Origin of the sequence: Streptomyces sp. NBC_00038, assembly GCF_026343635.1 — a bacterium.
Taxonomy (GTDB): Bacteria; Actinomycetota; Actinomycetes; order Streptomycetales; family Streptomycetaceae; genus Streptomyces.
In genome coordinates this window covers 3262614-3287487 of record NZ_JAPELQ010000001.1, presented here as the reverse complement: position 1 = coordinate 3287487, position 24874 = coordinate 3262614, and the positions used below count along the sequence as shown (strand labels likewise).

Annotated in this window: 22 protein-coding genes; 10 read left to right on the top strand and 12 right to left on the bottom strand. The window is 70.7% G+C overall.

Annotated features, from left to right (window positions below):
* Positions 1–154: 154 nt before the first annotated feature.
* Together OG219_RS15025 and OG219_RS15020 are read right to left on the bottom strand one after the other, a co-directional pair.
* Positions 155–1792: an alkaline phosphatase D family protein gene (locus OG219_RS15025; RefSeq protein WP_266826770.1), complete on the bottom strand. Its 1638-nt coding sequence runs from the start codon at positions 1790–1792 to the stop codon at positions 155–157.
* A gap of 93 nt (positions 1793–1885) precedes the next feature.
* The gene (locus OG219_RS15020) at positions 1886–2530 is read right to left on the bottom strand and encodes an HNH endonuclease family protein (protein ID WP_266826768.1); all 645 of its coding nucleotides are present in this window, start codon (positions 2528–2530) and stop codon (positions 1886–1888) included.
* A 446-nt stretch (positions 2531–2976) separates the two neighbouring features.
* Here OG219_RS15020 and OG219_RS15015 point away from each other — a divergent pair, with 446 nt between their 5' ends.
* Positions 2977–3558, top strand: coding sequence for a TMEM165/GDT1 family protein (locus OG219_RS15015; protein ID WP_266826766.1), 582 nt, complete (start codon positions 2977–2979; stop codon positions 3556–3558).
* A gap of 301 nt (positions 3559–3859) precedes the next feature.
* Complete coding sequence (locus OG219_RS15010; protein WP_266826764.1) at positions 3860–4525, top strand: HAD family hydrolase; 666 nt, start codon at positions 3860–3862, stop codon at positions 4523–4525.
* Between the two features lie 555 nt (positions 4526–5080).
* On the opposite strand, the gene OG219_RS15005 is transcribed toward OG219_RS15010, so the two are convergent.
* Positions 5081–6013: a peptidoglycan-binding protein gene (locus OG219_RS15005; RefSeq protein ID WP_266826762.1), complete on the bottom strand. Its 933-nt coding sequence runs from the start codon at positions 6011–6013 to the stop codon at positions 5081–5083.
* 191 nt (positions 6014–6204) lie between these two features.
* Between OG219_RS15005 and OG219_RS15000 the strand changes: the two genes are divergently transcribed.
* Complete coding sequence (locus OG219_RS15000) at positions 6205–8304, top strand: MFS transporter (protein WP_266826760.1); 2100 nt, start codon at positions 6205–6207, stop codon at positions 8302–8304.
* Positions 8305–8312: 8 nt separating this feature from the next.
* Here OG219_RS15000 and OG219_RS14995 read toward each other — a convergent pair whose 3' ends face one another.
* Complete coding sequence (locus tag OG219_RS14995) at positions 8313–8822, bottom strand: GNAT family N-acetyltransferase (RefSeq protein WP_266826758.1); 510 nt, start codon at positions 8820–8822, stop codon at positions 8313–8315.
* A gap of 181 nt (positions 8823–9003) precedes the next feature.
* Between OG219_RS14995 and OG219_RS14990 the strand changes: the two genes are divergently transcribed.
* Together OG219_RS14990 and OG219_RS14985 are read left to right on the top strand one after the other, a co-directional pair.
* Positions 9004–9693 (top strand): hypothetical protein, encoded by a 690-nt coding sequence (locus OG219_RS14990; protein ID WP_266826756.1) that lies wholly within the window; start codon positions 9004–9006, stop codon positions 9691–9693.
* 5 nt (positions 9694–9698) lie between these two features.
* Positions 9699–10211 (top strand): hypothetical protein, encoded by a 513-nt coding sequence (locus OG219_RS14985; RefSeq protein ID WP_266826754.1) that lies wholly within the window; start codon positions 9699–9701, stop codon positions 10209–10211.
* Positions 10212–10806: 595 nt separating this feature from the next.
* Here OG219_RS14985 and OG219_RS14980 read toward each other — a convergent pair.
* The gene (locus tag OG219_RS14980; RefSeq protein ID WP_266826752.1) at positions 10807–11226 is read right to left on the bottom strand and encodes a DUF1992 domain-containing protein; all 420 of its coding nucleotides are present in this window, start codon (positions 11224–11226) and stop codon (positions 10807–10809) included.
* Positions 11227–11346: 120 nt separating this feature from the next.
* On the opposite strand from OG219_RS14980, the gene OG219_RS14975 reads away from it, so the two are divergent.
* Positions 11347–11742: a hypothetical protein gene (locus OG219_RS14975; RefSeq protein WP_266826750.1), complete on the top strand. Its 396-nt coding sequence runs from the start codon at positions 11347–11349 to the stop codon at positions 11740–11742.
* 9 nt (positions 11743–11751) lie between these two features.
* On the opposite strand, the gene OG219_RS14970 is transcribed toward OG219_RS14975, so the two are convergent.
* Together OG219_RS14970 and proP are read right to left on the bottom strand one after the other, a co-directional pair.
* Positions 11752–12423, bottom strand: a complete 672-nt coding sequence (locus tag OG219_RS14970; protein ID WP_266826748.1) for an O-methyltransferase — start codon at positions 12421–12423, stop codon at positions 11752–11754.
* Positions 12424–12545: 122 nt separating this feature from the next.
* The gene (proP, locus tag OG219_RS14965; protein WP_266826746.1) at positions 12546–14009 is read right to left on the bottom strand and encodes a glycine betaine/L-proline transporter ProP; all 1464 of its coding nucleotides are present in this window, start codon (positions 14007–14009) and stop codon (positions 12546–12548) included.
* A gap of 309 nt (positions 14010–14318) precedes the next feature.
* On the opposite strand from proP, the gene OG219_RS14960 reads away from it, so the two are divergent.
* A complete protein-coding gene (locus tag OG219_RS14960; RefSeq protein WP_266826744.1) occupies positions 14319–16370 on the top strand; it encodes a bifunctional glycosyltransferase 87/phosphatase PAP2 family protein in 2052 nt (683 codons plus the stop codon).
* Here OG219_RS14960 and OG219_RS14955 read toward each other — a convergent pair.
* Together OG219_RS14955 and OG219_RS14950 are read right to left on the bottom strand one after the other, a co-directional pair.
* Entirely contained in the window at positions 16324–17958 is a 1635-nt protein-coding gene (locus OG219_RS14955; protein ID WP_266826742.1) for a hypothetical protein, read from the bottom strand. The genes OG219_RS14960 and OG219_RS14955 overlap by 47 nt on opposite strands.
* Before the next feature lie 81 nt (positions 17959–18039).
* Positions 18040–18642, bottom strand: coding sequence for a hypothetical protein (locus OG219_RS14950; protein ID WP_266826740.1), 603 nt, complete (start codon positions 18640–18642; stop codon positions 18040–18042).
* A 227-nt stretch (positions 18643–18869) separates the two neighbouring features.
* Between OG219_RS14950 and OG219_RS14945 the strand changes: the two genes are divergently transcribed.
* Both OG219_RS14945 and OG219_RS14940 read left to right on the top strand, forming a co-directional pair.
* Positions 18870–19997: a sensor histidine kinase gene (locus tag OG219_RS14945; protein ID WP_266826738.1), complete on the top strand. Its 1128-nt coding sequence runs from the start codon at positions 18870–18872 to the stop codon at positions 19995–19997.
* 15 nt (positions 19998–20012) lie between these two features.
* Positions 20013–20669, top strand: a complete 657-nt coding sequence (locus OG219_RS14940) for a response regulator transcription factor (RefSeq protein ID WP_266826736.1) — start codon at positions 20013–20015, stop codon at positions 20667–20669.
* A 37-nt stretch (positions 20670–20706) separates the two neighbouring features.
* Here the strand turns inward: OG219_RS14940 and OG219_RS14935 are convergent, their stop codons facing one another.
* The 3 genes from OG219_RS14935 to OG219_RS14925 are packed head-to-tail and all read right to left on the bottom strand — an operon-like array spanning position 20707 to position 23623.
* Positions 20707–21381 carry a response regulator gene (locus OG219_RS14935; protein ID WP_266826734.1) on the bottom strand — a complete coding sequence of 225 codons (675 nt, stop codon included), beginning with the start codon at positions 21379–21381 and terminating at the stop codon, positions 20707–20709.
* Positions 21357–22478 (bottom strand): hypothetical protein, encoded by a 1122-nt coding sequence (locus OG219_RS14930; RefSeq protein WP_266826732.1) that lies wholly within the window; start codon positions 22476–22478, stop codon positions 21357–21359. Before OG219_RS14930 ends, OG219_RS14935 begins: the two co-directional genes overlap by 25 nt.
* Entirely contained in the window at positions 22475–23623 is a 1149-nt protein-coding gene (locus OG219_RS14925; RefSeq protein ID WP_266826730.1) for a sensor histidine kinase, read from the bottom strand. The genes OG219_RS14930 and OG219_RS14925 overlap by 4 nt, the downstream gene beginning before the upstream one ends.
* Positions 23624–23966: 343 nt before the next feature.
* On the opposite strand from OG219_RS14925, the gene OG219_RS14920 reads away from it, so the two are divergent.
* Positions 23967–24845 (top strand): hypothetical protein, encoded by an 879-nt coding sequence (locus OG219_RS14920; RefSeq protein WP_266826728.1) that lies wholly within the window; start codon positions 23967–23969, stop codon positions 24843–24845.
* Positions 24846–24874 lie beyond the last annotated feature (29 nt).

Here is a 24874-nt window from a genome sequence, read left to right as displayed (position 1 = left end):
GGCAGCAAACCGCCCGCTGGAAGCGGACGGTCCGCCTCATCATGCCGTCGTACGGAGCGGGAGCCGAGACCTGGGGCGGATGATCGGCGTCAGGTGTGGGATGCCTCACGAGCATCAGGGACAACGCGCACAACAACCGTACGCAATGCGCCTATTAGGGGGCGAGTACGGACTCCTCCACGGTTTCGAGGCGGGCGCCTCCGCCGCGCAGGGCCCGTGCCTGGTCGAGGCGCAGGGACGCGGAACGCCCGCGCAGCGTCAGGGTCATCAGCTGGTTGCCGAACCAGGGGCCGCCGGCCCTGCGCCACTCGACGGGCGGGTGCGCGCAGCGGCCGTGCCGGGTGAACCGGTGTCCGATCGCCCGGCCGAGGCCGCTCCAGCCGAAGCGGAAGCCGAGCCTTATGTGCAGCGGTATCGAGTTGTGGACGGGGGAGCAGGTCAGCTGGAGCACCCGGGCGGCGGGCCGGTCGCCGCCGGGCCAGGTCGGCTCGGCGACGTACGCGTGGTGCACGTCCCCGGACAGCACGCACACCGTCGCCGGGGCGTCGTCCCCGGAGCCCGCCTGGGCGATGAACTCCGTGAGCGCCTCGAACGAGGACGGGAACGCCGCCCAGTGCTCCAGATCGGCCGCCCTGCGCATCTTCTCGCCGAACCGCGCCCACCGCTCACCCCGTTTCCCCTCGCACAGCGCCGCATTCCAGGTCTCGGCGTCGTGTATGAGCGGGGGAAGCAGCCAGGGCAGGGAGGTGCCGATGAGGAGATGGTCGTACGAGCCCGGCGCCTCCAGCGCCTGTTCCCGCAGCCACTTGGCTTCGCCGGGGTCGATCATCCGGCGGTCCTTCTCGTCGAGGACGCGGGCCGCGCGGGTGTCGAGCATGACGACGCGGACGCGGCCGAAGTCGCGGCGGTAGCTCCAGCGGACGGAGGCGGGGTCGGCGTCCGCCTGGGCGGAGAAGGCGCGCAGCACGTCGGTGCCGTCGGGGGTCTCGCGGACGGCGGCGTACAGGAGGTCCTCGGACAGTTCGCGCGGGGAGAGGTTGCCGAGGTGCTGGTGGACCCAGTACGACATCAGACCGCTCAGGATCCGCTCGCGCCACCACGGGGTGGCGCGCATGTCGGCGACCCAGGAGGCGCTGGTGTTCCAGTCGTCGATGACGTCGTGGTCGTCGAAGATCATGCAACTGGGCACGGTGGACAGCAGCCAGCGGATCTCGGGGTCGAGCCAGGATTCGTAGTAGAGGCGGGTGTACTCCTCGTAGTCCGCGACCTGGTGGCCAGGAGGGTCCGCGAGGCCGCGGCGGGCGGCGATCCAGTTGAGGGTGGCCTTGGAGACCTCGTCCGCGTACACCTGGTCGCCCAACAGCAGCAGCACGTCCGGGCGTTCGCCTTCCGGAGCCCCGGCGATGCGGGCCGCCAGGGTGTCAAGGGCGTCCGGTCCCACCGGGTCCTTCTCGTCCTCGGGCGGCGCGGCCCAGCGGCAGGAGCCGAAGGTGACCCGGACGGCCCCGCCGTCGAGGGTACTGACGACCGAAGGCGGGAACCCGGAGTCGGGCAGCGGCCAGACGAGTACGTCGTCAAGGCGCACCTCGTACGAGGTCCTCGTCCCCGGGGTCAGTCCGCTCACCGGCACCAACGCGTAGTGGTGCCCGGCGACTTGGAAGGTCCGGGCCTCGCCGCGGGTACCGTCGGCGCAGCGCACCTCGGCGGTGCACGGACGGCTCGCCTCGACCCAGAAGGTCGCGGACGAGCCGTCGACGTACCTCAGCAGCGGTCCCAGGCGCAGTTCCGCCAAGTTGATCAGCCTCCTCCGTCGCCCCGTACGGTACGGAACGACGGAGGTCGGCGGGGAGGTTCCGGGAACCGCGACTCTGTGAATCGCGCCGGATCAGCAGCCGCTGAGGACCGAGGTCAGCTTGGTCTTCTCGGCGGAGTCGACCGAGAGGTCGTAGTAGTACTTCACCTGGACCCAGGCGCGGACGTACGTGCAGGCGTACGCGGTGCGCGAGGGCATCCACGTGGCCGGGTCCTGGTCGCCCTTGGACTGGTTCACGTTGTCCGTGACGGCGATGAGCTGCGGGCGGGTCAGGTCGTTGGCGAACGCCTGGCGGGTGGCGCTGCTCCAGCTGTCGGCGCCGGAGTCCCAGGCCTCGGCCAGCGGCACGAGGTGGTCGATGTCGAGGTCGGACGCGAGGGTCCAGGTGGCACCGTCGTAGACGGAGTACCAACTGCCGCTGGTGGACGCGCAGGCGGAGTCGGTGACGACGCCGGAACCGTCCCGCTTGAGGACCGTCTCGCGGGTGTTGCAGGTGCCGGAGATGGTGATCCAGTGGTTGAAGAGATCGCGGTCGTAGCCGGTGCGGTCCTCGGTCGCGACGGTGAGGGAGGCGAGGTAGGTGCGGGCGGTGGCGGCGCTGACCGGGGTGGGCAGCGCGGCGGAGGCGGTCGGGCCGTTGAAAATCCCGGCCATGGCTATCAGACCGGTGACGGCTGCGAGTACACTCAGCCGTCGACGCGCGTAGACCTTAGGCATGCGAACTCCAGTGGAGTGGGGGGCCGTTGGGGGCGAGCTAGCACATGCTTGCGGCGGCGTGTTTCCAGAGGATGTGCGTCAGGTGAGAAGCTAGTGACGTGCTCATGACACATCAAGACTTCTGACCGAATCTCGCGAACCAGAACTCCTACGCCTGCGGCGGGACCAAAGACCCTACGGAGCCCCCGCCGCCATCCCGTACGATGGACGGCGCAGAAGGGGAGTAGCTCTTCGCCGGACCGTCGACATACTGCTCAGCTCGTCTGAGCCGGCGCCCGGAGGCAGACCTCGTTCACGGGGCCGGCCAGCGAGACCTTCGGCAAGCAGTGCACAACCTGTGCGTCATCCGTGCGTTCTCGTACGGGTGTCCCTGTGTGCTGCCGTGCCGAGGTGTCGCGTCGCAGTCACAGCACTCTCGGTGGGGCAGCCCGACCGATTGAGGAATTTTGATCAGCTTCAGCGTCATGGCCGTCGTCTTCGGCGTCGTCTTCCTCGCCGAACTGCCGGACAAGACCGCGCTCGCCGGACTCGTCCTAGGCACCCGCTACCGCGCCTCGTACGTCTTCGCCGGCGTCGCCGCCGCCTTCGCCCTCCATGTCGCGCTCGCCGTGGCGGCGGGCAGCGTCCTGACCCTGCTGCCGCAGCAGATCGTGCAGGCCCTCACCGGCGTGCTCTTCCTCGGTGGTGCCGCGGTGCTCCTGATGAAGAAGGACGAGGGTGAGGAGGAGGTCCGCAAGCCGGCGAACCAGAGCTTCTGGAAGGTCTCCGGGACGGGCTTCATGCTCATCCTGGTCGCCGAGTTCGGCGATCTCACCCAGATCATGACGGCGAACCTCGCGGCCCGCTACGACGATCCGCTCTCCGTCGGTCTCGGTGCGGTGCTTGCGCTGTGGGCGGTCGCGGGGCTCGGGATCGTGGGCGGCAAGGCGCTGATGAAGCGGGTGCCGTTGCGGCTGATCACCAAGGTTGCGGCGCTGCTGATGCTGGGGCTCGGGGTGTGGAGTCTGTTCGAGGCGGTGACGGGCTGAGGTGGTCGGTCCGGCCCTTCCCTGTGCTCGGTCGAGCGGGTGTCCGTGCGGCGTACTAGCGGTGTCTCCCTGTTGTCCGAGACGTGACTTTCTGTGGGCGTGTTGGTAAAGCACCTGGTCAGAAGCGGTGGCGCCGAGCCCCTCCCTTTTTGTATCGTGTAGGAACAAAGTGACTCCCGCCCGCACTCCCTGACCGGCGGGCGGGGTCACCTTGTCCCTGGGGGCCGTGACCGGTCCCCTTTCCAGCCTTTCCAGCCTTTCCTGCCTTCCCGCGTTTCCCACGTCTTCCGCGCCCTGGAGCATGCCGATGACGGCTCCCACCGTTCTGAACGCCCGCGCCCTCCTGCTCGACATGGACGGCACCCTCGTCAACTCGGACGCCGTCGTCGAGCGCGTCTGGCGCCGCTGGGCCGACCGGCACGGGCTGGACGGCGACGAGGTCATGAAGGTCGTCCACGGCAGGCAGGGGTACGCCTCGATGGCCGTGCTGCTGCCGAGCCGGCCCATGGAACAGAACTACGCGGACAACGCGTGGATGCTCGCCGAGGAGACCGCCGACATGGACGGCGTCGTCGCGGTTCCCGGTGCGGCGGAGTTCCTGGCGTCCCTTGCCGGGCTTTCGCATGCGCTGGTGACCTCCGCGGACGTGGGGCTGTCCACCGCGCGGATGGCTGCCGCCGGGCTTGCGCTGCCCGATGTGCGGGTCACCGCCGAGTCCGTCGGGGCGAGCAAGCCGGATCCCGAGGGGTTCCTCAAGGGGGCCGCCGAACTGGGCGTCGCGCCCGAGGACTGTGTCGTTTTCGAGGACTCCGGGGCGGGGATCTCGGCGGGGCGTGCGGCCGGGATGCGGGTCGTCGGGGTTGGCCCTCGGGCCGGGGTCCACCGTCCCGATGCGCTGGTTCGGGACCTCACGCAGGTGCGGGTCGAGGGTGTGGACGGTGGGGGGATTCGGTTGTTCGTGGGGTGAGGCTGAGGGGCCGGCGCGGGTGCGGGGAAGGGTTTTTTCGCCCCCTCCGCCCCTACCCGTCCCTTGTTCCTGGGGGCTCCGCCCCCAGACCCCCGTATCGCGCTGACGCGCTCGTCCTCAAACGCCGGACGGGCTGAAAGATGCCCCCCTCGGGTGGGTGGGGGGTTGGGATGGCGGCGCTCGTTCTCACACGCCGGTCGGGCTGGATGGTGTGGCCCCCGTGGGTGGGTGGGGGATCGGGATGGTGCTGGCTTGTCCTCGGACGCTGGACGGGCTGGATGGTGCTTGCCCGGGGGTGGAGGGTGTGGCCCCCGTGGGTGGGGATGGGGACGGTGCTGCCTTGCCTCAGACGCTGGACGGGTGGAAGGCCTGTCGGCCGGAGTGGGGACAATGCTCGCAGCCGCCCACCGGCCGGAGGGGGCGTGCCGGTACGTCCGCATGCCCGTCGCGTACGTTCGCGTCACCGGGGTGCTCGCTGCTAGCCCGACGTCTGATCCGGCGGCGACGGGCGGGACGTACCGGCACGCCCCCGACCCACCCACCCGGCCGAAGCGATCACGGCTCCGTCGTCTCCGCTTCCAGGCTTGTCCGGGTCGCCTCGCCGTACACGCCCAGGTCGTCGGCCGTGATTCCCCGGGCCCACTGGTAGCGGCGTACGGATTCTTCGAGCTGGTTGTCGTATTCGCCGTCGGCATCGCCGACGTAGAGGGCCAACTGCGTCAGGCGGAGCTGGAGTTCGGTGACCTCGGGGCCCTCGTCGCCGCGGCGCAGGGTTTGGGTCTGGCGTCCGTCGTTCGATTCGTCTTCGTCGCCGGTGGCCTCTGCCGAGCCGGTGGCACGCTCGGTCGTCGGAGTCTGGGACGGGGTGGCCGACGGGGACGGGGTCGAGGACGCGGTCGACGAGGGTGACCGTGAGGGGGTCGTGCTGGGCGGCGGCGCCGGGGCGGCAGGCGCCGGGGGCGATGACGAGGCGCTTGTCGACGGTGACGCCGAGGCGGACGTGGCGGACGCCTCAGGGACGCTCGCCCGTACGGCGTCCGGCAGCGCGCCGTCCCGCGAGGGAGTGTCGTACGAGAACAGCCCACTGGCGAAGCCCGCCGCGGCGACGACCGTCACCACGGCCCCGGCGACGGCGAGGAGGGCGATACGACGCCGACGCCCGCGCCGGGGCGGTACGTCCGGAGGCACGCCGACGCCGCTCGGCACGGCGGCCAGCCGCATCGTCGACGCGGAGCCGTCGGACGCGTCGTCGGAGAACCCAGGAACAGCGACGGACACCGGCACCACAGCCGTGTCCGCGTCCCCCGGCTCCAGTTCCACGTACGGCCGGATCCGCAACGGATCGAAGTCCTCCGCCGCAGCCGCCTCCGCAGTGCGCGCATCACGCAGCGCGTCCGACGCCCGCTGTGTACAGGCGCACGACGGGCTGCCGTCCGGCGCGCGGGGCGCCGCGCACTCGGGGCAGACATGCCCGTTCGGTTCAGTCACGCGTGGGTCCCTCCCCCTGTGGCTCCCCCTGAGGAACTCCCGAGGTTATCCGTACGTCCCCCACACAATCTCCCCGGAGCCCCCGGAATCCCGCCCTCCGCGGGACTCAACAGGCCATAACCGGTCACACCGATCAGGATGGAGGGTGACCGGGACGCCACCGGGGCCCTAGGGCAGGGCGGGAGGTCTGCATGACCGAGGACGGGCACGGCACGGACGGCGGGCCGTCCGCGCCGCTTGGCGTGAACGAGAGCGCCGTCAGACGGCGCGAGGCGGCCGCCACGGACGCCGGCGAGCACGTGCACGGCAGCGTCCTCGTCTCGATCGGCGCACTGCTGCTCGGCATGCTGCTGGCCTCCCTCGACCAGACGATCGTGTCGACCGCGCTGCCGACGATCGTCAGCGATCTCGGCGGCCTGGACCACCTGTCCTGGGTGGTCACCGCGTACCTGCTCGCGTCGACCGCGGCGACCCCGCTGTGGGGCAAGCTCGGCGACCAGTACGGCCGGAAGAAGCTGTTCCAGGCCGCGATCGTGATTTTCCTGATCGGCTCCGCGCTGTGCGGCCTCGCGCAGAACATGCCGCAGCTGATCGGCTTCCGTGCGCTTCAGGGCCTCGGCGGCGGCGGACTGATGGTCCTGTCGATGGCGATCGTCGGAGACCTCGTCCCGCCGCGCGAACGCGGCAAGTATCAGGGCCTGTTCGGCGCCGTCTTCGGCACGACCAGTGTGCTCGGCCCGCTCCTCGGCGGGCTGTTCACCGAACACCTCAGCTGGCGCTGGGTCTTCTACATCAACCTGCCGATCGGCGTCGTCGCGCTCGTCGTGATCGCGACGGTCCTGCACGTCCCGAGGAAGTCCGCGAAGCACGTCATCGACTACCTCGGCACCCTCCTCATCGCCGCGGTCGCCACCTCCCTGATCATGGTGGCCTCGTTCGGCGGCACCACCTGGGACTGGGACTCGCCGCAGATCATCGGCCTCACGGTCCTGGGCGTCGTACTGGCCGTGGCCTTCGTCTCGGTCGAACGCAGGGCGGCGGAACCCGTCCTCCCGCTCAAGCTGTTCCGCATCCGCACCTTCGTGCTGTCCGCCGTGATCAGCTTCATCGTCGGCTTCGCGATGTTCGGCGCGATGACCTACCTGCCGACGTTCCTCCAGGTCGTCCAGGGCGTGACGCCGACGATGTCGGGCGTGCACATGCTGCCGATGGTGTTCGGCCTGCTGCTCGCCTCCACCGCCTCCGGGCAGATCGTCAGCCGCACCGGCCGCTGGAAGGTGTTCCCCATCGCCGGTACGGGGGTCACGGCCCTCGGCCTGCTCCTCCTCCACCAGCTCGACGAGTTCAGCAGCACCGGCGAGATGAGCGCGTACTTCTTCGTCTTCGGTCTGGGCCTCGGCCTGGTCATGCAGGTACTGGTGCTGATCGTGCAGAACGCGGTCCCGTACGAGGATCTGGGCGTCGCCACCTCGGGCGCCACCTTCTTCCGCTCCATCGGCGCCTCGTTCGGTGTGGCCATCTTCGGCACGGTCTTCGCGAGCCGCCTCGGCGACAAACTGACGACGGCGCTCGGCGGACAGCAGCTCCCGGCGGGCGCCAGCGTGGACACGCTCAAGGCCGACCCGAAGGGCATCGCCGACCTGCCGGCCGCGCTGAGGCCGCCCGTCCTGCACGCGTACGCCTCGTCCATCACCGACGTCTTCCTGTACGCCGCCCCGGTCGCCCTTCTCGGCTTCGTACTGGCCTGGTTCCTGCGCGAGGACAAGCTGCGCGGGTCGGTCACGGCGCCGGACGCCACCCAGACGCTCGCGAGCAATCCGGTGCAGCGTTCCTCGTACGACGAGGTGTGCCGGGCGCTGTCCGTGCTCGGCACCAGGGAGGGGCGGCGTGAGATCTACGAGAAGATCACCGTGCGGGCCGGCTACGACCTGCTGCCCGCCGCGAGCTGGCTGCTGCTGCGTATCAGGAAGTACGGGTGGGCCGAGCCCGCGCAGCTGGCCGAGCGCAGCGCCGTACCGCTGCCCGTCGTGATGGCCGCGGCCCGGCAGGTGGAGGAGCGCCGGCTCGCCGTCCGCGAGGGGCTCGACCTCGTGCTGACGGACGGGGGCCGCGCGGCCGCCCTGAAACTGTCCAGGGCGCGTGAGGAGTCCCTGGCGGAGCTGCTCGGTGACTGGTGGGGGCCGGACCGCCCGACCGATCTGGTCCAGCTGGTAGAGGAGTTGAACGCCGAGTTGTGCGGGTCCGACGAGGAGCGTCCGCACGACGGGACGGTGCCGCAGCGCAGGGTCTGACGTGGCGCCTACCTGCCGAGCCGCTTCTCGAACCAGTGCTCGGCGTAGATGTCGTCGTTGTACCGCTCGGTCTCCTGGTAACCGTGCCGGGCGTACAGCGCGCGTGCCTCCACCAGGTCGCCACGCGTGTCGAGGATCAGCCGCTCGGCGCCGAGTGCGCGTGCCGCCTCCTCGGCCGCCGCGAGGAGTACGGGGCCGCCGCCCTTGCCGCGCAGCTGCTCGCTGACGAAGACCCGTTTCAGCTCACCCGTGCCCGCGTCGAGCATCCGCACGCCCGCCGTGCCGCCTGGCTCGCCGTCGTACCGCGCGACCAGCAGCACCCCGCCGGGCGGCGCGAGATAGTCCCCGGTGTCGGCGGCGACCTCCCGCTCCAGCTCCGCGGGATCGGTCGGGTGCCCCTCGTGGAGCAGGTACCAGCGGTCGCTGACCTCCGTGTAGTACGCCCGCCACAGCGCGGCGGCGACGGGGGAGTCGAAGGGTTCGGGGGCGACGGTCCAGGAAGCCGGCGTACGGGTCATGGCGGTCATTGTCACGAGCTGCCGTACGTGGTCCGCAAGCGGATTTCGGCGGGCCGACTCCGGGGCGCCCCTGTTTGAGAGGCGTTCTGCGGGCAACCCGGTGCGGGTACCGGCCCGTTGGGTCGAGCAGTTCGAGCAGATCGAGCAAGTCGAGCAAGTCGGAGTACTCGGGAAGGCACCCATGTCCACAGGCGTGATCATCGCTCTGATCGTGATCGTGGCGGCCGTTGCCGTTGTCGCGGCCGCCATGACCCTCCTCGCTCGAAGGCCGCAGGGCGGACGCAGCCTGCAGCGGCGCTTCGGGCCCGAATACGACCGGACCGTCGCCCGGCACGACGGCGACACCAAGGCCGCCGAGCACGACCTCGCGGAGCGCGTGAGGCGGCACGGTTCGCTGCGGGAGCGGGCGTTGGAGCCCGCGGTCCGCGAAAAGTACGTGGTCCGCTGGGCGGCCGCCCAGGAACGCTTCGTCGAGTCGCCCCGGGAGGCCGTGGCCGAGGCCGATCAGCTGATCGGTGAGGTGGCCGGGGCGCGCGGGTTCCCCGACGGCCAGTACGAGGAGCAGTACGCGGCGCTCTCCGTCCACCACGGCCCCCATGTTCTCGGCTATCGCCGGGTGCACCGGGCCGCGCTGGGCCGTACCCCGGACGGTGACGGCGCCGGTACCGAGGGGCTGCGCAAGGCCATGCTCGAGGCGCGCGCCCTCTTCGAGGAACTGGTGACCCCGACGCGCCAGGACTCTTCGCGCAACGGTGCGGTCGAAAAGCCGACCGCCGCGCCGAGCGCATCCGACCGCCCGGAGGGCTCCGCGCCCGCGGGCCGAACCCACCTGCCCTGGTCGTTCACCAGGCGCCAGGCGAAGGGGAGTTGAGAAACGTGAAGGACATGCCGGCCGACGACACGAAGGACCAGGCGCGCCCGGATCCGACGAAGAGCAGTGCGGACCCGGCGCCCGGGGGTGAGGCCCCGGCGGGTCGGAAGACCCTGCTGAGCGAGGACACGGGGGTGCACCGGGCCACCCCGGTTCGGCCCGCTTCCGGGGCGGGGTTCCGTGAGGGCGTCGGCGCCTCCGCCGACAGGGCGGTCAGCGGTACGGCGGTCCGCGGGCGGCCCGACGCACACGACGCCCGCCTTCTCCCGCAGGACGAGTGCGACAAGTACGAGTTGCGGATGCGGCACGCGGTCGGCGGGTTCGTCGACGGGCCCCGGGACTCCGTGGAGGAGGCCGACCAGGTGCTGGAGGAGCTCGCCGCGCGGTTCGCGGACGCTGTGGCCCGGCGTCGCACCAAGCTGCGTACGTCCTGGCACGAGACCGGCGCCGACACCGAACAGCTCCGAATCGCCCTCCGCGACTACCGCGAGGTGACGGAACGCCTGCTGAGGTTCTGACCCCGGCGGGGCCAGGGTGACGTTGCCGGACCGAAGTTTCTTTCGCCCCCTCCGCCCCTACCCGTCCCGTACCTGGGGGCTGCCGCCCCCAGACCCCCGCATCGCGCTGACGCGCTCGTCCTCAAACGCCGGACGGGCTGAAAGACTTTCCCCGGCCCGGGCTGAAGGGCAGAGCCCCCACGGGTGGGTGGGGGTTCGGGATGGCCTGTCTCGTCCTCGAACGCCGGACGGGCTGAAAAGATCTTCCCCGGCTCGGGCTGAAGGGCGGAGCCTCACCCCACGGGTGGGTGGGGGTTCGGGATGGCCCGTCTCGTCCTCGAACGCCGGACAGGCTAAAAGATCTTCCCCGGCCCCGGCTGAAAGATTTCACCGTCGGCCGGGCTGAAAGATCTCAGGCCGGGGCGAAAGATTTCAGCGTCGGCCGGGGAAAGATTCAGCCCCTCCGGCGTTTGAGGAGCGGGGGTTTGGGGGCGGAGCCCCCAAGTACGGGACGGGTAGGGGCGGAGGGGGCGAAAAACCCCACCCCACCAACACCCGCCGGTCGACATCACTGAGGCCGCACCCCGGACCATGTCCCGGGGCGCGGCCTCAGTTGTCATTGGGGGGTCGCCGGGCCTTCCCGGCGTTCGTGCCAGTCTTGGACGATCTTCTCGACGTCGTAGGGCTTGAGGCCGAGGGGAGGGCCGGGTGGGGGTTTGAACATGACCTCGCGGATCTTGGTGTTGATGTCCTCGATGATGCGGCGTACGACCCGCTCGGAGGGGGCCGCGGCGGCCGCTGCGAGGGCGTCCTCGGCCTCTTTGCGGAGGGCGAGGGTGGGAGGCAGGACGGACAGGCCCTCGCGGGCCATCTTCCGCTTGATCCACCACAGTTCGTCGTACGACGTGTCGGTGATGGCGGGCATCGGCTTACCCGCACCGGGAAGCTCCGCGAACTCCCCACGCGCCTCCGCCTCGCGGATCTGTCTGTCGATCCAGGACTCGAAGCTGACACCGGGTGGCTTGCGCTCGGTCATGAGTCCATTGTGCAGGAGGCTGCGCGCAGGGGCGACGGGGCGAACTATCATGCGGCGGCGGCGCGTCAAGCACGCTCCGTACGTGGACAATTGGACCGGCAGGAAACTGAAGGAGCGCACGTGCTCGAACTCACCATGGCCTCGGTCACCGGGGCGGACGCGGGTGCGACGGCCGGGATGCTGATGGCCGACGCACCGAGCGACCCCGGTGCCATGCTGCGGGTGGGCAGGGACAAGGCCGTGTGCCGTCTCGCGACCCCCGACGACTGGCTGTTCGTGTCCCGGGTGCACCTGGAGTTCCTGTGCGGCCCGGACGGCTCCTGGCAGGTCACGTGGCTGCAGGGCTCGCGCCCCGAGCCCTCGTCCGAGGTACGGCTGACGCTGGCCGGCCAGCTGACCCAGCCGCTCCCGTACGGCGGCACGGCCAGGCTCCCCGCGGGCAGCTCCGGCGAGATCGTCATCCTGGACCGCACCGGCCCGTACAGCGTGAACGTGGGCTTCTACCACGAAGTGTGAACAGTGGCCTCAGGCCAGTACTCGGGCGAGTGCGAAGCCGTCGTAGCCCTTGCTCCCCACCGTCTGGATCGCCGTACCGCTCAACTTCGGGTGTGCGGCGATCAGTTCGAGCGCGGCCCGGGTGCCCCGCACGCTCGGGTCGGTGCTGCCCGCGTCGGTGACCGCGCCCTCCCGTACGACGTTGTCGAGGACGATCACGCTGCCGGGGCGGGTGAGCTTGACGGCCCACTCGATGTAGTGCGGGTTGTTCACCTTGTCCGCGTCGATGAAGACGAAGTCGAAGGGCTCCGGGTTCTCCTCGGCCAGCTTCGGGAGTGACTCCAGGGCGGGCCCGACCCGCACCTCGGTGATCTTGTCGAGGCCCGCGCGGGCGAGGTTTCCGCGGGCGACCTCGGCGTGTGCTGGGTCGTACTCGAAGCTGATCAGGCGGCCGTCGGCCGGGAGGGCGCGGCCCAGCCAGATCGTGCTGTAGCCGCCGAGCGTGCCGATCTCCAGGATGCGGCGGGCGCCCTGGATCTGGGCGAGCAGTTGGAGCAGCTTGCCCTGGTTCGGCGCGACGTTGATGGGGGGCAGTCCGGCCGCGTCGCTGTCGCTGAGTGCGGCGGCCAGGGTGTCGTCGGCGGGGGCGAGGAGGGCGGTGAAGTAGTCGTCGACGTCGTTCCAGAGCTGCGACTCGCTCATGCACCATGCCTTTCGTATGCCTAGTTAGATGCGCTAACTAGTCCGAGAGGTGAATCTAGTCGCGGGCGCCGAGGGTTTCCAGCGGATTGCCGCGTGTTCACCGGCCGGGCCCCGGCCGGCGATCAGCGGTCGGCAGACTCGATGGACTCGGCGGAGTCGATGGACTCGACGGATGGGGCCGAGCCCGGCAGCGGGCGGCCCGCCGACTCCGTCATGAACCACACGGCCACGCCGCCGATGACGGCCGCGGCCATCATGTAGTACGCGGGCATCATCATGTTCCCGGTCGCCCCGATCAGGGCCGTGACCACCAGCGGAGTCGTGCCGCCGAAGAGCGACACGGAGACGTTGAAGCCGATGGACAGCGAGCCGTAGCGGACCTTCGTCGGGAAGAGGGCGGGGAGCGCGGCGGGCATCGCGGCGGTGAAGCAGACCAGGAGCAGGCCGAGGGCGCCCATGCCGAGCGCGACGGCGAGCAGGCTGCCCTGGCGGATCAGCAGGACGGCCGGGACGGAGAGCGCGAGGAAGCCGGCGCAGCCGGCCGCGATCACCGGGCGGCGGCCGATCCGGTCGGTGAGCGCGCCCGCGAACGGCTGCACGATCATCATCAGCGCCATCACGCCGAGGACGACGAGCAGGCCGTGCGTCTCGTCGTACTTCAGCTCGCTGGTCAGATAGCTCGGCATGTACGAGAGCAGCATGTAGTCGGTGACGTTGAAGACCAGCACCAGGCCCATGCACAGGAGCAGCGCCCGCCACTGGCCGGTCACCAGCTCGCGCAGCGGCACCTTCGGGCGGTCCTTCTCCTGCTTCGAGGCCTTCGCCAGCTCCGCCGCGAACGCCGGGGTCTCCTCGAGCCGCATCCGCAGATACAGCCCGATGACGCCCATCGGGCCCGCGATCAGGAACGGGATCCGCCAGCCCCAGGAGAGCAGGTCCTCGGTGGAGAGCAGGGCGGTCATGAGCGTGACCAGACCGGCGCCGCCGATGTATCCGGCGAGCGTGCCGAACTCCAGCCAGCTGCCGAAGAAGCCGCGCTTCTTGTCGGGGGCGTACTCGGCGATGAAGGTGGACGCGCCCGCGTACTCGCCGCCGGTGGAGAAGCCCTGGACGAGGCGGGCGGCCAGGAGCAGCAGGGGAGCGCCGACGCCGATCGCGCCGTACGACGGGATCAGGCCGATCGCGAAGGTGCCCGCCGCCATCATGATCATGGTGAGCGCGAGGACCTTCTGGCGGCCGATGCGGTCGCCGAGCGGGCCGAAGACCATGCCACCGAGCGGGCGGACGAGGAAGGCCGCGGCGAAGGCGCCGAAGGTGGAGAGGAGCTGTGCGGTCGGGTTGCCCGAGGGGAAGAAGACCTTGCCCAGCGTCACCGCGATGTAGCTGTAGACCCCGAAGTCGAACCACTCCATCGCGTTGCCCAGGGCGGCGGCCTTCACGGCGCGCTTCACCAGTGCGGGGTCGGTGACGGTGACGTCTGAGCGGGGAGCGGTCCGGGGTGCGACGGCTGTGGCGGTCGGCAAGGGCCTTCCTTTCGTCGGGGACAAGGGCGCGGTCCGCCCGGAGGAGGACCGAAAAGCGACCATAGGGGCGCCCGACGGCATTACGTGCCGTATGCAGCTAACCGCGCAGTGCGCATAAATGCGGCGTACGCAGGCGCGACGACCTGGCCGGAGAGGGCCTTTCGGGGGGCCGTCTGTGATCTAAGTCGCGGACCTGGGGTGGAACTGAACCGTTCGCGCACTATCGTCATCCGGACAAAAGATGGAAGGACGTCAGGTGAAGAGGGGGTTGCCTGCGTCTCACATCGGAGGCGGTGTGAGCCTCAAGGGGACCGGTACAGGTACCCACGCGTGGGACGCGTGGGACGAACGGGGCGGGAGGGCCGACGCGGCGTGGCGAATGTGGAGCACGGCGGAAGAGCGGGTAATGCCTTCGGGGCGGGGGCGGCCGAGACGGCGAAGGCGCGGCTGAAGGCTGTCCGCATCGGGCTGTGGGTGATCGCCGCGGTGCTGGCCGTACGGCAGCTCACCGTCGTCCTGAGCACCCCGAAGGGGGAGCGGCTGACGGATCTGGAGACCTGGGTCGGGCAGAACGGCGTCCTGCATGTGAAGGGGTCGCTGTACGACTCGTCGCAGTTCACCGGGACCCCGTTCGGGGGACTCGTCCTCAAACCTCTCACCCGTTCGGCGGAACAGGCCCTCGGCTGGGGCTGGACCTTCGGAACCCTGCTCCTGGTCGTCGCGATGGGCCTGGTCGTGGCGCGCGCCCTGCCCAAGCCCGTGACCCGGCGGGCCTCACTGCTCGCCGCCCCCGTCGCGATCAGCCTCCTGATGCTGTCGCTGCCGGTGCGCAACACCCTCTACCTCGGCCAGACCAGCATCATCCCGGTGCTGCTCGTCCTGCTCGGCTGCTTCGCCGTACGCGGGCAGCGGGCCAGCGGCGTCCTGATCGGCCTCGCCGCCGCCCTGCAGCCCACCGTGCTGCTCTTCGCGCCGCTGCTCTGGTTCACCGGCCGCAGACACGCCGCCGCGACCACCGGGGCCACCTTCGGGGCCCTCACCGCGCTCGCCTGGGCCGCGATGCCGCACGACTCGTACACCTACTGGGTGCACCACCTGGCGGGCGTCGGGCTCGGCGGCAAGGCGGACGACCTCGGCAACCAGTCCCTGCACGGCGCGCTGCTGCGGCTCGGCCTGGAAGGCCCGCTGGAGATCGCCCTCTTCCTGCTGCTCGGCGCGGCCGTCGCGTTCTTCGGTCTGCGCAGGGCCGTGCGCTACGCGCGCGACGGGCAGCTGCTGCTCGCCGTCGCGATCACCGGCTGTGTCGCGGTCGCCGTCTCGCCCACGACCTGGCAGCACCAGCTGCTGTGGGTGCTGCTCGCGGTGGTCGGACGGGTCGGCAAGAAGACCTCGGACCGCTACATGTGGCCCGTCGCCGTCATCCTCGTCATCACGCTGCCCGCGAAGATGATGCTGCCGAACATGCCGGCGCTCTACCCGCTGCGCGACAACGTGGTGCTGATCGCCGCGCTCGCCGCCGCCCTCGCCGTGCCGTTCCTGTCCCGCACGTCCGAGTACTACCGCCGGCCGATCCCCACCGAGTACGCGCCCGCCGTCCCGACCCGCTGGTCCCGAGTCCCGCTGCTCCCGTTCCTCGGCCGGGTCCTGAGCCGCCCGAACCTGCTGCTCGAACTGCTCCTGATCCGCGTCGGCTACTCCGCGTACCAGCAGGTCAGGCTGGCCGCGACGGGCGGCACCAACACCGGTGGCAGGGTCACCGCCGAGCACCACGCGGACCAGATCCTGTCCATCGAGCGGTTCCTGCAGCTCGACATCGAGCACTGGGTCAACCACGCCGTCGTGAAGGTCGACTGGCTGCGGGGCTTCTTCGACTTCTACTACACGTCGTTCCACTTCATCGTCCCGCTGTCGGTCCTCGGCGTGCTCTACGTCCGCCGCCCCGCCGACTACCGCTGGGCCCGCTCGGCGCTCGGCTTCGCCACCCTGTTCGCGCTCGTCGGCTTCTGGCTCTACCCGCTGGCCCCGCCGCGCCTGATGCCGGGCCTCGGCATCATCGACACGGTGCACGGCGTCCAGGACTTCTCCAAGCCGGACTACGGCACGCTGACCGCCCTCACGAACCAGTACGCGGCGATGCCCTCGCTGCACTTCGGCTGGTCGCTGTGGTGCGGGCTCGTGATCGCGATCCTGGCGCCGAAGTGGTGGATGAAGGCACTGGGCCTGCTGCACCCATTCTTCACGGCCTCCGCGATCGTGGCCACCGGCAACCACTGGATCCTCGACGCGGTGGGCGGCGCGATGGTCGTGGGCGCCGGCTTCGGGCTGACGTATCTGCTCCAGGGCCCGCGGCCCCGGACGCTGATGAAACCGGTCGAGGTCAGCACGGAGGAACCGGTCCCGGTGACGGGCCGTATTCGGAGCTGATGCGGTACTCGCCCGGCCGGGAGACCGTCAGGCGTGTGAACTCGCCGTCCTGCGTGAGGCAGCCCCCGTCGGCGCGCAGCCACGGCGAGTACGCGACCCGCACGGTCACCGAGCCGGGCTTCGGCACCCGCACGTCGACCTCGGCGCTCGTGGTCCGTACGACGGAGGCGGGCGCCGACACCAGTGGCGCCGCGTCGCGCACGCGGAACACCTGCCAGTGGGCGTCGCTCCACACCGGCTCCAGCCACGCGGGCGGGTGCTGGAGCAGGCGGGCCTCCTCCTCGGCGAACCCGTCCGGTTTGCCGCCGGGCAGGACGACGAGGCCGACGGCCCAGTGGTCCAGCCAGGCCCGGTAGGCCGTCGCCGAGAAGGTGCCGTCGTAGAAGAGCCGGCCGCGTTCGATGTCGAGCTGGCGGTTCCAGCCGCGCGCCAGGTTCACGTGCGGGGCGAGCGCGGTGGCCTCACGGTGGTTGCGGGCCGGGACCACCTCGACGCGGGTGCGGTCGGCGCCGAGCCGGTCCAGGGCGGTGACGACGCCCTGGGTGTCGGCCGCCCAGGCGGGCACGTTCGTCGACACCTCCAGGTCGTCGACGGTCTTCTGGCCGACCCAGAACAGCGAGTAGCAGAGGGCCGCGACCAGCGCGGTGCGCCTCAGGGGCTTGAGACGCGGCGCGCCCAGCAGCACCGCCAGCAGTACGGCCGGTGCGAACAGTTCCGCGAACCGCTCGACGTTCGTGCCGACCGGCGAGGGGATCAGATACGTCAGGACGGTCCCGGCCGCGTAGACGACGCCGCTCCACCGCGCCACCCGCCAGCCGCGCGGGGCCAGCACGGCCACCGTCAGCCCGAGCAGCACGGGCGGCCCGATACGCCCTACGGGCATCAACTGCTCGCCGCTGAACGGGAACAGCAGCGTGGTCGCACCGACCACGACAGCGGGCGGCAGCAGCAGCACTGCGGCCCGCACCCGGTCCCGTACGACGAGATACGCCGCCCCCACCACCACCAGGAACAGCCCGGCCACCGGACTCGCCATCGTCGCGAGCGCCGCGTACGCCGTCGCGAGCAGCAGCCGCCGCTCTCGCGTCAGCAGCACACAGGCGGCGAGCCCGAGCGCCACACCGAGCGCGAACGTCGTACGCCCCGACGCGACGTTGCACCACAGCGCGAGCGAGGCGAGCAGCGCAGGGCCCACCGGCCGCCGTATCCCCGTACGGCCGATCAGCACGGCCGCCAGCCAGGTGGCGGCGAGCCCGGAGGCCACGGTCACCGTGCGCACGCCCAGCGCGGCCATCAAGTACGGGGATATCAGGCTGTAGTTGGCGGTGTGCATCCCGCCGTACCAGAACAGGTTGTACGCCGATCCGCCGTTCCGCGACGCGAACTCCGCCCATGCCTCCTGGGCCGCGAGGTCGCCGCCGCCGGTGGCGAGGAACACCCACCACACGGCGTACAGCGGGAGCGTGGGGAGCGTCGCGAGGAGCGGGAGGCGGTGGCGGTGCCAGAACCTGCGGACGGGATGGTTCCGGGGCGGGGCCGTGCGATCCGGCCGGACGAGGGTCAGGTCGGTCAGTGCGGCAGAGGCCACGGCTCTGGGTTTCCGTTCGAAGTCTTCGAAGGTGCGGGTCGGCTGTGCCAAGTGTGTAGACGCGAGATGGACCGGAAACGTTCAGCGGGGGGCCACTGGAAGTCGCGGCGTGGACAAAGCCGTTGCCTCCACCTGCCACAGCGCGGCCGAGAGCCGGACCAGGACGGCGCCGACCAGGATGTGCAGCGCGACCGTGAGCAGGGAGTCGGGCAGCGAGGTCAGGAACGCGAACAGCGGCAGGACGACGGCGTATCCCCACGACGGGATCCTCGGGAACACCCGCGCGCGGATGAGCGTCGCCCCGAACAGGGCGCAGCCCACGGCGAACACGGCCGCGGAACCGATGAGCACGGGAACCGTGGGGCCGCCGGCCAGAGCCTCGTCCAGGACGGCGTCATCGAAGTAGAACAGCACCAGGTTCGCGGCGAACGCGGCACCGCCGAACAGCCCGAGACCGACGAGGTTCACGGTGTGGGCGATGTCCCCGAAACGGCCGGTGAGCGCGCTCTGCCGGCGGTGCAGCGCGGTGAGCAGGGGCAGCGCGAACGCGGGGGAGAGGGCGAACAGGACGCTCGTCGCGGAGGTCTCCCCGGTGAACGCCTCGATCAGCGCGGGGAAGGCGAGCAGCAGGCCGGACAGGGCTCCGCACAGGGCGGCGGTACGGAAGGTGTTGGGCGAGGACATCGGACATCTCCGGTTGCTCGGACGGTGGGGCAGGGCGGCAACCGTAAGAAGCGGTCGAGGGCGGCGAGGAGGTGCAGAGCGGCCAGGCCGGCGGACGGAAGTCACCATCTCCCGCGCTCGGTGCGGCCGTTCGGCATGTGCCGTCCGGCCCTACCTGACCGGAGTTCTGCCGCCGGTCTCACTCACGGGACGGCATCCGCTTAGCCTGGCGACGACAGGGGGTGCCTATGGCGGTGTTCGTGCCCGTGCGGTGGGTGGCTCCGCTGCTGTACGGCGTGGTGCTCGTCGGCGGTCTGTACTACGCGGTGGCCGGCCCCGGACCGACGGGGTGGTGGCGGACGGCCGGCTTCGTCGCCGGGATCGGGGCGCTCTTCGCCCTGGAGGCAGCCGGGCACCGCATGGGCGGGGCGGCCCGGCTGCCGTTGCTCCTCGCGCGGTGCGCTCTGATCGGGGCGGTCGTGGTCCTCGACTCCTCGGGACTGTCCCAAGTCCTTTTCGTGCTGCTGCCGTTCACCGCCTACTTCGCCTTCGGCCGCACGACCGCGCTCGCCCTTGGCGCCCTGTGCCTGGCCGGACTGCTCACCGTGTACGTGCTGACCGCACCCGGCTGGTATCGCGACCTGGAGCACGTGTCCGACCTGCTGATGCTCACCGTCGGCCTGGTCCTCGCGCTCTCCATGGCCGCCGTGGCCGTCGGCGAGCAGCGTGCACGGCGTGAGTTGGAGGAGTACGCCGCACGGGTCGCCGAACTCTCCGCCGCCACCGAACGCAACCGCCTGGCCCGGGACATCCACGACAGCCTCGGGCACCATCTCACCGCGATGTCCGTGCAGTTGGAGATGGCCTCGGACTTCCGGGCCCTGGACCCCGACGCGGCCCAGCGCGCGCTGAACGAGGCCCGCCGGTCGGTGCGGCTCGCGCTGGGCGACGTACGACAGTCGGTGCGTGCGCTGCGCGACGAGGCGGCGCGGCCTTCGCTCTCGGTCGCGCTGGCCGGGCTCGCGGAGGACGGAGCGACGCCGCCGCGGGTCACCGTCGAGGTGAGCGGAGACGAGAACGCTTACGGAGCAGCCGAGTTGACCGCGTTGTATCGGGCCGCGCAGGAGGGCGTGACCAACGCGCGGCGTCACGCGCGGGCTTCGCGGGTGACGGTGGTGGTCTGCCTGGAGGGGGAGGCGGCGCGGATGGTCGTGTCCGACGACGGCCTGGGCTTCGCGCCGGACGCGGCCGTCGGTGGGTTCGGTCTTGTCGGGATGCGGGAACGGGTGCAACTGGTGGCGGGGAGTGTGGACATCGAGAGCGGGCCGGGGGCGGGTACGCGGCTTACGGTGACGGTTCCACGAGGGAAGACGTGACAGGGAAGAGGTGACATGGACGAAGAGCTGGTGCGCGTACGGGTGTTGGTCGTCGACGACCAGCGGCTCATCCGCGACGGCATCGCCTCCCTGCTGTCCATCCGACCCGGCATCCAGGTCGTCGGCACGGCGGTCGACGGCCGGGACGCCGTCGCGAAGACCCTCGAACTGAGCCCGGACGTCGTCCTCATGGACGTACGGATGCCGGAGATGGACGGCGTCGAGGCGGTGGCCGTGCTGCGCGGCCGGGCGCCGGAGTGCCGGGTCGTGATGCTGACGACCTTCGACGACGAGGAGTACGTCGTCCAGGCCCTGCGCGCCGGAGCCCACGGCTACCTGCTCAAGGATCTCCCCGCCGAGGAACTCGCCCAAGCGGTACGCCTGGCCCACGCGGGCGTCACCCAGCTCGACTCGACCGTCGCCCGCCACTTGACGGCCGCCCTGCCGTCGCCCCGCCCCGTTGAACAGGCCGCCCCCGCCGTCTCGTTGAGCCCGCGCGAGACGGACATCCTGCGGCTCCTGGCGCACGGCCACACCAACCGGGAGATCGCCGCACGCCTGTACCTCAGCGAGGGCACGGTCAAGAACCACGTCTCCCGCATCCTCAGCCGCCTGGCACTGCGCGACCGTACGCAGGCGGCGCTGCGGGCGCGGGATCTCGGGCTGCTGTGAGGGCCTTCACCACGGCCTTCACCACCGGGAGAACCGCTCAACCCCCGCTGACCGCCGCCGACTCGTAGCCTGTGATGTCGTCCGGCGTCACCAAGCCGTCCTCGATCGCACGGGCCAGCATGTCCGCCTTCGTCGGTGCGGTTCTGCCGACCTGCGCGTACTTGACTCGCGCGCGGCGGATGTACACGTCGACGGTGTGAACCGATACGCCCATGCGCCGGGCGACCGAGGCCTTCGACATGGACTGGAACCACCACAGCAGGGCGGTGCGCTCCTGCGAGGACAGCTTGGGTCTGCTCGCGCCGCGGTCACCGACGAGGACGCCCGCGGCCGTCGGCGTGACGTACGGTCTGTCGCCCGCCGCCGCCAGTACCGCGTTCACCAGGTGGGCCCGTCCTTCGTTCTTCGCGACGAACTCGCAGGCGCCGGCCTCCAGCGATTCGAGCACCACGTGCTGCTCGGTGAACTGCGAGAAGGCGATGACCCGTTGGCCCGCCGCGGCCAGGGTGGCGAGGTCGTCGATGACGAGTCTGCCGTGCAGATTCAGGTCGAGGATGAGGACATCCGCGACGCCGGGCTCCACCTCCGTGGTCTCGCCGGTGTGCCCCACCGCGATCCGCGGCTCCTCGGACAGCCAGGTCTGGATGCCTTCGATGACGACAGGGTGGTCGTCGACGATGGCAACGGTCAGGGAGCCGGACGTAAGGGCCATCGGGTTTCCCACCACAACTGATCCTCCTCCTGGTCGTACGCGGCGGACACGGTGAGCGGGCCCGGCGATTCCACGAGCGTCTCCGGCGGGGCGTCGGCCACCACGCTCACCACCACGTCCTCGGGTGTCGTCACCACGGTCACGCGCGCTCGGGTGGCTGCGGTTGCGAGGACCAGCAGGGTTCCTTCGGCCAGTTCGCGGCGGGCGGAGGCCGGCAGGTCGGGCAGCTCGCCGTAGGCCAGCAGGGTCACGCGGACGCCACGCCGCTCGGCGACATCGGCGCAGGCCCGCAGTTCGTGCAGGAGCGGGTGGGGGGTGTCGTCCGTCTCCACGAACAGCCTCCGCAGCCGGGCCGCCTCCACGGCGGCACGCTGGCGTACGACGGTGTCCGCCGGGTCCAGTCGACGTTCCGCCAGACCACTCAGCAGTGGTTCCACCCTGATGCGCAGGTACTCGTAGCGGCGCCGGCGCTCGGCGTGCACGGTCTCGTCGGCGGTCGCGCGGGCGAGGTACTCCGCCTGTCCCGCGGCGATCTCGGTGGCCTCCCTCGCACCGTCGTTGAGCTGCCGTGCCAGGTACGCGAAGGTCAACTGGATACCGGCGGTGGTGTAGATCATGGCCAGCAGGCGGGAGACGGTGACATGGTCGAGTGCGCCGTCGGCGGCCAGGAAGCCCACCGTGACAGCCGTGTTGGCGGCGAGCAGGGTGATCAGCTCCCACAGCGGACGCTGTATCAGAAGCAGTACGCCGAACCAGCCCACGGTGTTCCCGGCCCAGCTCACATCGCCGATCGCCTCGCCCGGCGGGTACGCGGCGGTGGCGACGACGCCGGTGACCAGCGCCGCCCCGGCAAGCATCCGCGCGGTGCGGGTGCCGAGCGCCGAACGCAGCAGGAGGACCGCACCGACCGTCAGGACGACCGTGAGGGCCAGCCAGGAGCCCGCGGCGGCGGCCCTCGGCTCGTACACCGGCCAGCCCCTGAGCACCAGCAGGGTGTCCAGGCCCAGGTGCCAGACGCCGACGATCACCAAAAGACCGATGTTGACGGCCTTGGCGAAACGGGTGGCGACCATGCCCTTCACGACGTCGGCGGTCATGGTTCCCACCTCAGCACGACCCGGGTGCCGGCGCCGGGGGACGATTCGGCCCGGGCGCTGCCGCCCACGGCACGCATCCGGCCGTAGACCGATTCCCGCAGTCCGCGTCGGTGGGAGGCGACGGTCATGGGGTCGAACCCCCTTCCGCTGTCGTGGACTTCGACGGTGACGCCCTCCCCGGCACGCCGGGCCGTGACCCGGGCGGCGTGCGTGTTCGCGTGCTGGGCCACATTGGTCAGGGCCTCGGCGACCCCTTGCGAGAGGGCCACCACGACCTCGTACGGCAGGTCCAGCGGCGGCACGTCGAACTCGATGTCCAGCGGCGGGAGTCCGACGCGGCGCGTCAGTACGAGGGTGCGCAGCGCGACATCCAGCGGTGCGGGGTCGTGCGCCGCGTCGCGTGCCGCGCCGGGGTGCGCCCGCAGGTTCTCGATGACGGCCAGGTCGGCCGCGGCCCGTTCCGGCAGCGCGGCGGAGTCACGGGTGATGCTGCCGGTGCCCACGATGGTGAGCGTCGCGAGAACGGTGTCGTGCAGCAGCCGCTGCTGCTCCAGTTCGTCGGTCCGGGCGGCGGACCGGGCTCGCGCCGACGCCCGCGCCGACGCCTCCCCCGACAGTGCGAGGTCCGCCCTGCGCGCGCCATGCCGCAGCAGGACCACGACAGCGGCGGCCAGCAGCCCCTGGAGCACCAGGATGACGGGGGCTTCCCGTACGCCGGGGGCGCCCACCGCGTAGGCCACCGCGATGGCGATCGCCGCCGCCATCGCCCAGGGCTGCCGCAGCACGAACTGGGCGATGAAGACGCCGGTGCTGGCGACCATGTCGACCCATCCGCTGCCCGCGCTCGCTCCCAGGACCTCGGCCGGGACGAGCTTGCCGTGCGCCAGGCAGAGCACCAGGACGACGGCGATGTCACCGGCGTAGAGCCAGGGAGGATGTTCCGGCCGGAACATCAGGACGGTGAACAGGCCGCTCCACACCAGCAGTCCGACGACCGCGACGGCCACCCAGGCGGGGCGGGCGGGCGGTGCGAGGCCGACCACGGCGACCACGGCCGCCCCGACGGAACTGACCGCTCGCAGGACAGCGGACAGGCGCGCCGACTTGCGCCGAAGCTGAAGCTGGGCGGGCCCCTGAGTCAACACGGAATCTCCGCCAAAGGAATTCCCGCCTCCGCTAAGAGAAGTGAGGGAATTTCGACCGCTTTCCTCACAACGCTTCCTCCGCATGCCCGTGAGACCGGCTGCCGAGCTTAGACGAACGCGAGCGCGACCGACAGGGGCACTTGCGATATCTCGCGGCGCAGGGGCGGCGGCGCTGTCACGCGTTCGCGTGACATGCCTTCCCCCAGACCGCCACGTAATCTTCGGTACCGGGCCGATCGAGGGGGAATCTCGGGTGTTGGAGGGGGAATCTCGGGTGTTATCCGAAGTTCGAGTGAAGGGAAAATCTTCCGTCCTTCTTTCACTGGCTCTCATCGTCTGCCTGGTGGCCGGCTGCGAGGCCGAGAGCGGAAACCCGAAGGATATGGAACGGCCGCAGAAAGGCGAGGCGGTCGGCGGGCCGGGTGAAAAGGTCGGAGACCTGACCGTCGCGGAGGAGGTCGAGGTCGACCGCGCGGAGGAAGAACTCGTCGAGGAGTGCATGGAGCGTCAGGGCCACCCGTACTGGCCGGCGCCGGTGGCGAGCGTCGCGGAACGCAAGGCCGGGGCGTACGTGGTGGACGACGTGGAGTGGGCTCGCCGTTACGGCTACGGCCGGCCCTTCGACATCGCGGCCGAGAAGGCACGCCTCAGTCACCCCAATGTCACCTACCACAACGCACTCCCCGAGCAGGAGCGCATCCGCTACTCCCGCGCGCTCGACGGCGATTTCGACGACGCCATATCCGTCGGGCTGCCGTCCGGCGGCACCATCCGTACACCACGCGAAGGCTGTCACGTCGAAGCGCAGGAGCGGCTCTACGGCGACTATCCGACCTGGTTCCGGGTCAAGAAGACCGTGACCGGACTGACTCCGCTGTATGTCCCGCAGATTCTCCGGGACGAGCGCCTGGTCACCGCGGTCAAGGCATGGTCCCGATGCATGAACGAGTCGGGAAACCCCTTCGGGAGCCCGGACGAGATACGCCAGAAACGGGAGTCTCTGGTCAAGGGAATGAATGCGTCCCAAGCCCAGAGCGCCGAGGTGAAATTGGCTGTGGCCGAGGCCGAGTGCGCCCGTGAAACTTCCCTCGGGGAGACCGCGCGTTCCCTCGAAGGTGAATACAGGGAAAAGACACTTCGTGATTACCCCGAAGAGTTCGCGACCTATCAGCAGCTGAGGATGACCGCCCTTTCCCGGGCCAGGAACCTCGAAAACCGGTAGGCGCCCCACCGAAGATTTCCGTGGCGTCA

What these genes read in the sequence shown, in the direction of transcription:
- OG219_RS15020 (WP_266826768.1), bottom strand. Translation starts at nt 2,530, where the DNA reads ATGCCTAAGGTCTACGCGCGTCGACGGCTGAGTGTACTCGCAGCCGTC.
- OG219_RS15010 (WP_266826764.1), top strand. Translation starts at nt 3,860, where the DNA reads ATGCCGATGACGGCTCCCACCGTTCTGAACGCCCGCGCCCTCCTGCTC.
- OG219_RS15000 (WP_266826760.1), top strand. Translation starts at nt 6,205, where the DNA reads ATGACCGAGGACGGGCACGGCACGGACGGCGGGCCGTCCGCGCCGCTT.
- OG219_RS14995 (WP_266826758.1), bottom strand. Translation starts at nt 8,822, where the DNA reads ATGACCCGTACGCCGGCTTCCTGGACCGTCGCCCCCGAACCCTTCGAC.
- OG219_RS14990 (WP_266826756.1), top strand. Translation starts at nt 9,004, where the DNA reads ATGTCCACAGGCGTGATCATCGCTCTGATCGTGATCGTGGCGGCCGTT.
- OG219_RS14980 (WP_266826752.1), bottom strand. Translation starts at nt 11,226, where the DNA reads ATGACCGAGCGCAAGCCACCCGGTGTCAGCTTCGAGTCCTGGATCGAC.
- OG219_RS14970 (WP_266826748.1), bottom strand. Translation starts at nt 12,423, where the DNA reads ATGAGCGAGTCGCAGCTCTGGAACGACGTCGACGACTACTTCACCGCC.
- proP (WP_266826746.1), bottom strand. Translation starts at nt 14,009, where the DNA reads ATGGTCGCTTTTCGGTCCTCCTCCGGGCGGACCGCGCCCTTGTCCCCG.
- OG219_RS14950 (WP_266826740.1), bottom strand. Translation starts at nt 18,642, where the DNA reads ATGTCCTCGCCCAACACCTTCCGTACCGCCGCCCTGTGCGGAGCCCTG.
- OG219_RS14945 (WP_266826738.1), top strand. Translation starts at nt 18,870, where the DNA reads ATGGCGGTGTTCGTGCCCGTGCGGTGGGTGGCTCCGCTGCTGTACGGC.
- OG219_RS14940 (WP_266826736.1), top strand. Translation starts at nt 20,013, where the DNA reads ATGGACGAAGAGCTGGTGCGCGTACGGGTGTTGGTCGTCGACGACCAG.
- OG219_RS14935 (WP_266826734.1), bottom strand. Translation starts at nt 21,381, where the DNA reads ATGGCCCTTACGTCCGGCTCCCTGACCGTTGCCATCGTCGACGACCAC.
- OG219_RS14930 (WP_266826732.1), bottom strand. Translation starts at nt 22,478, where the DNA reads ATGACCGCCGACGTCGTGAAGGGCATGGTCGCCACCCGTTTCGCCAAG.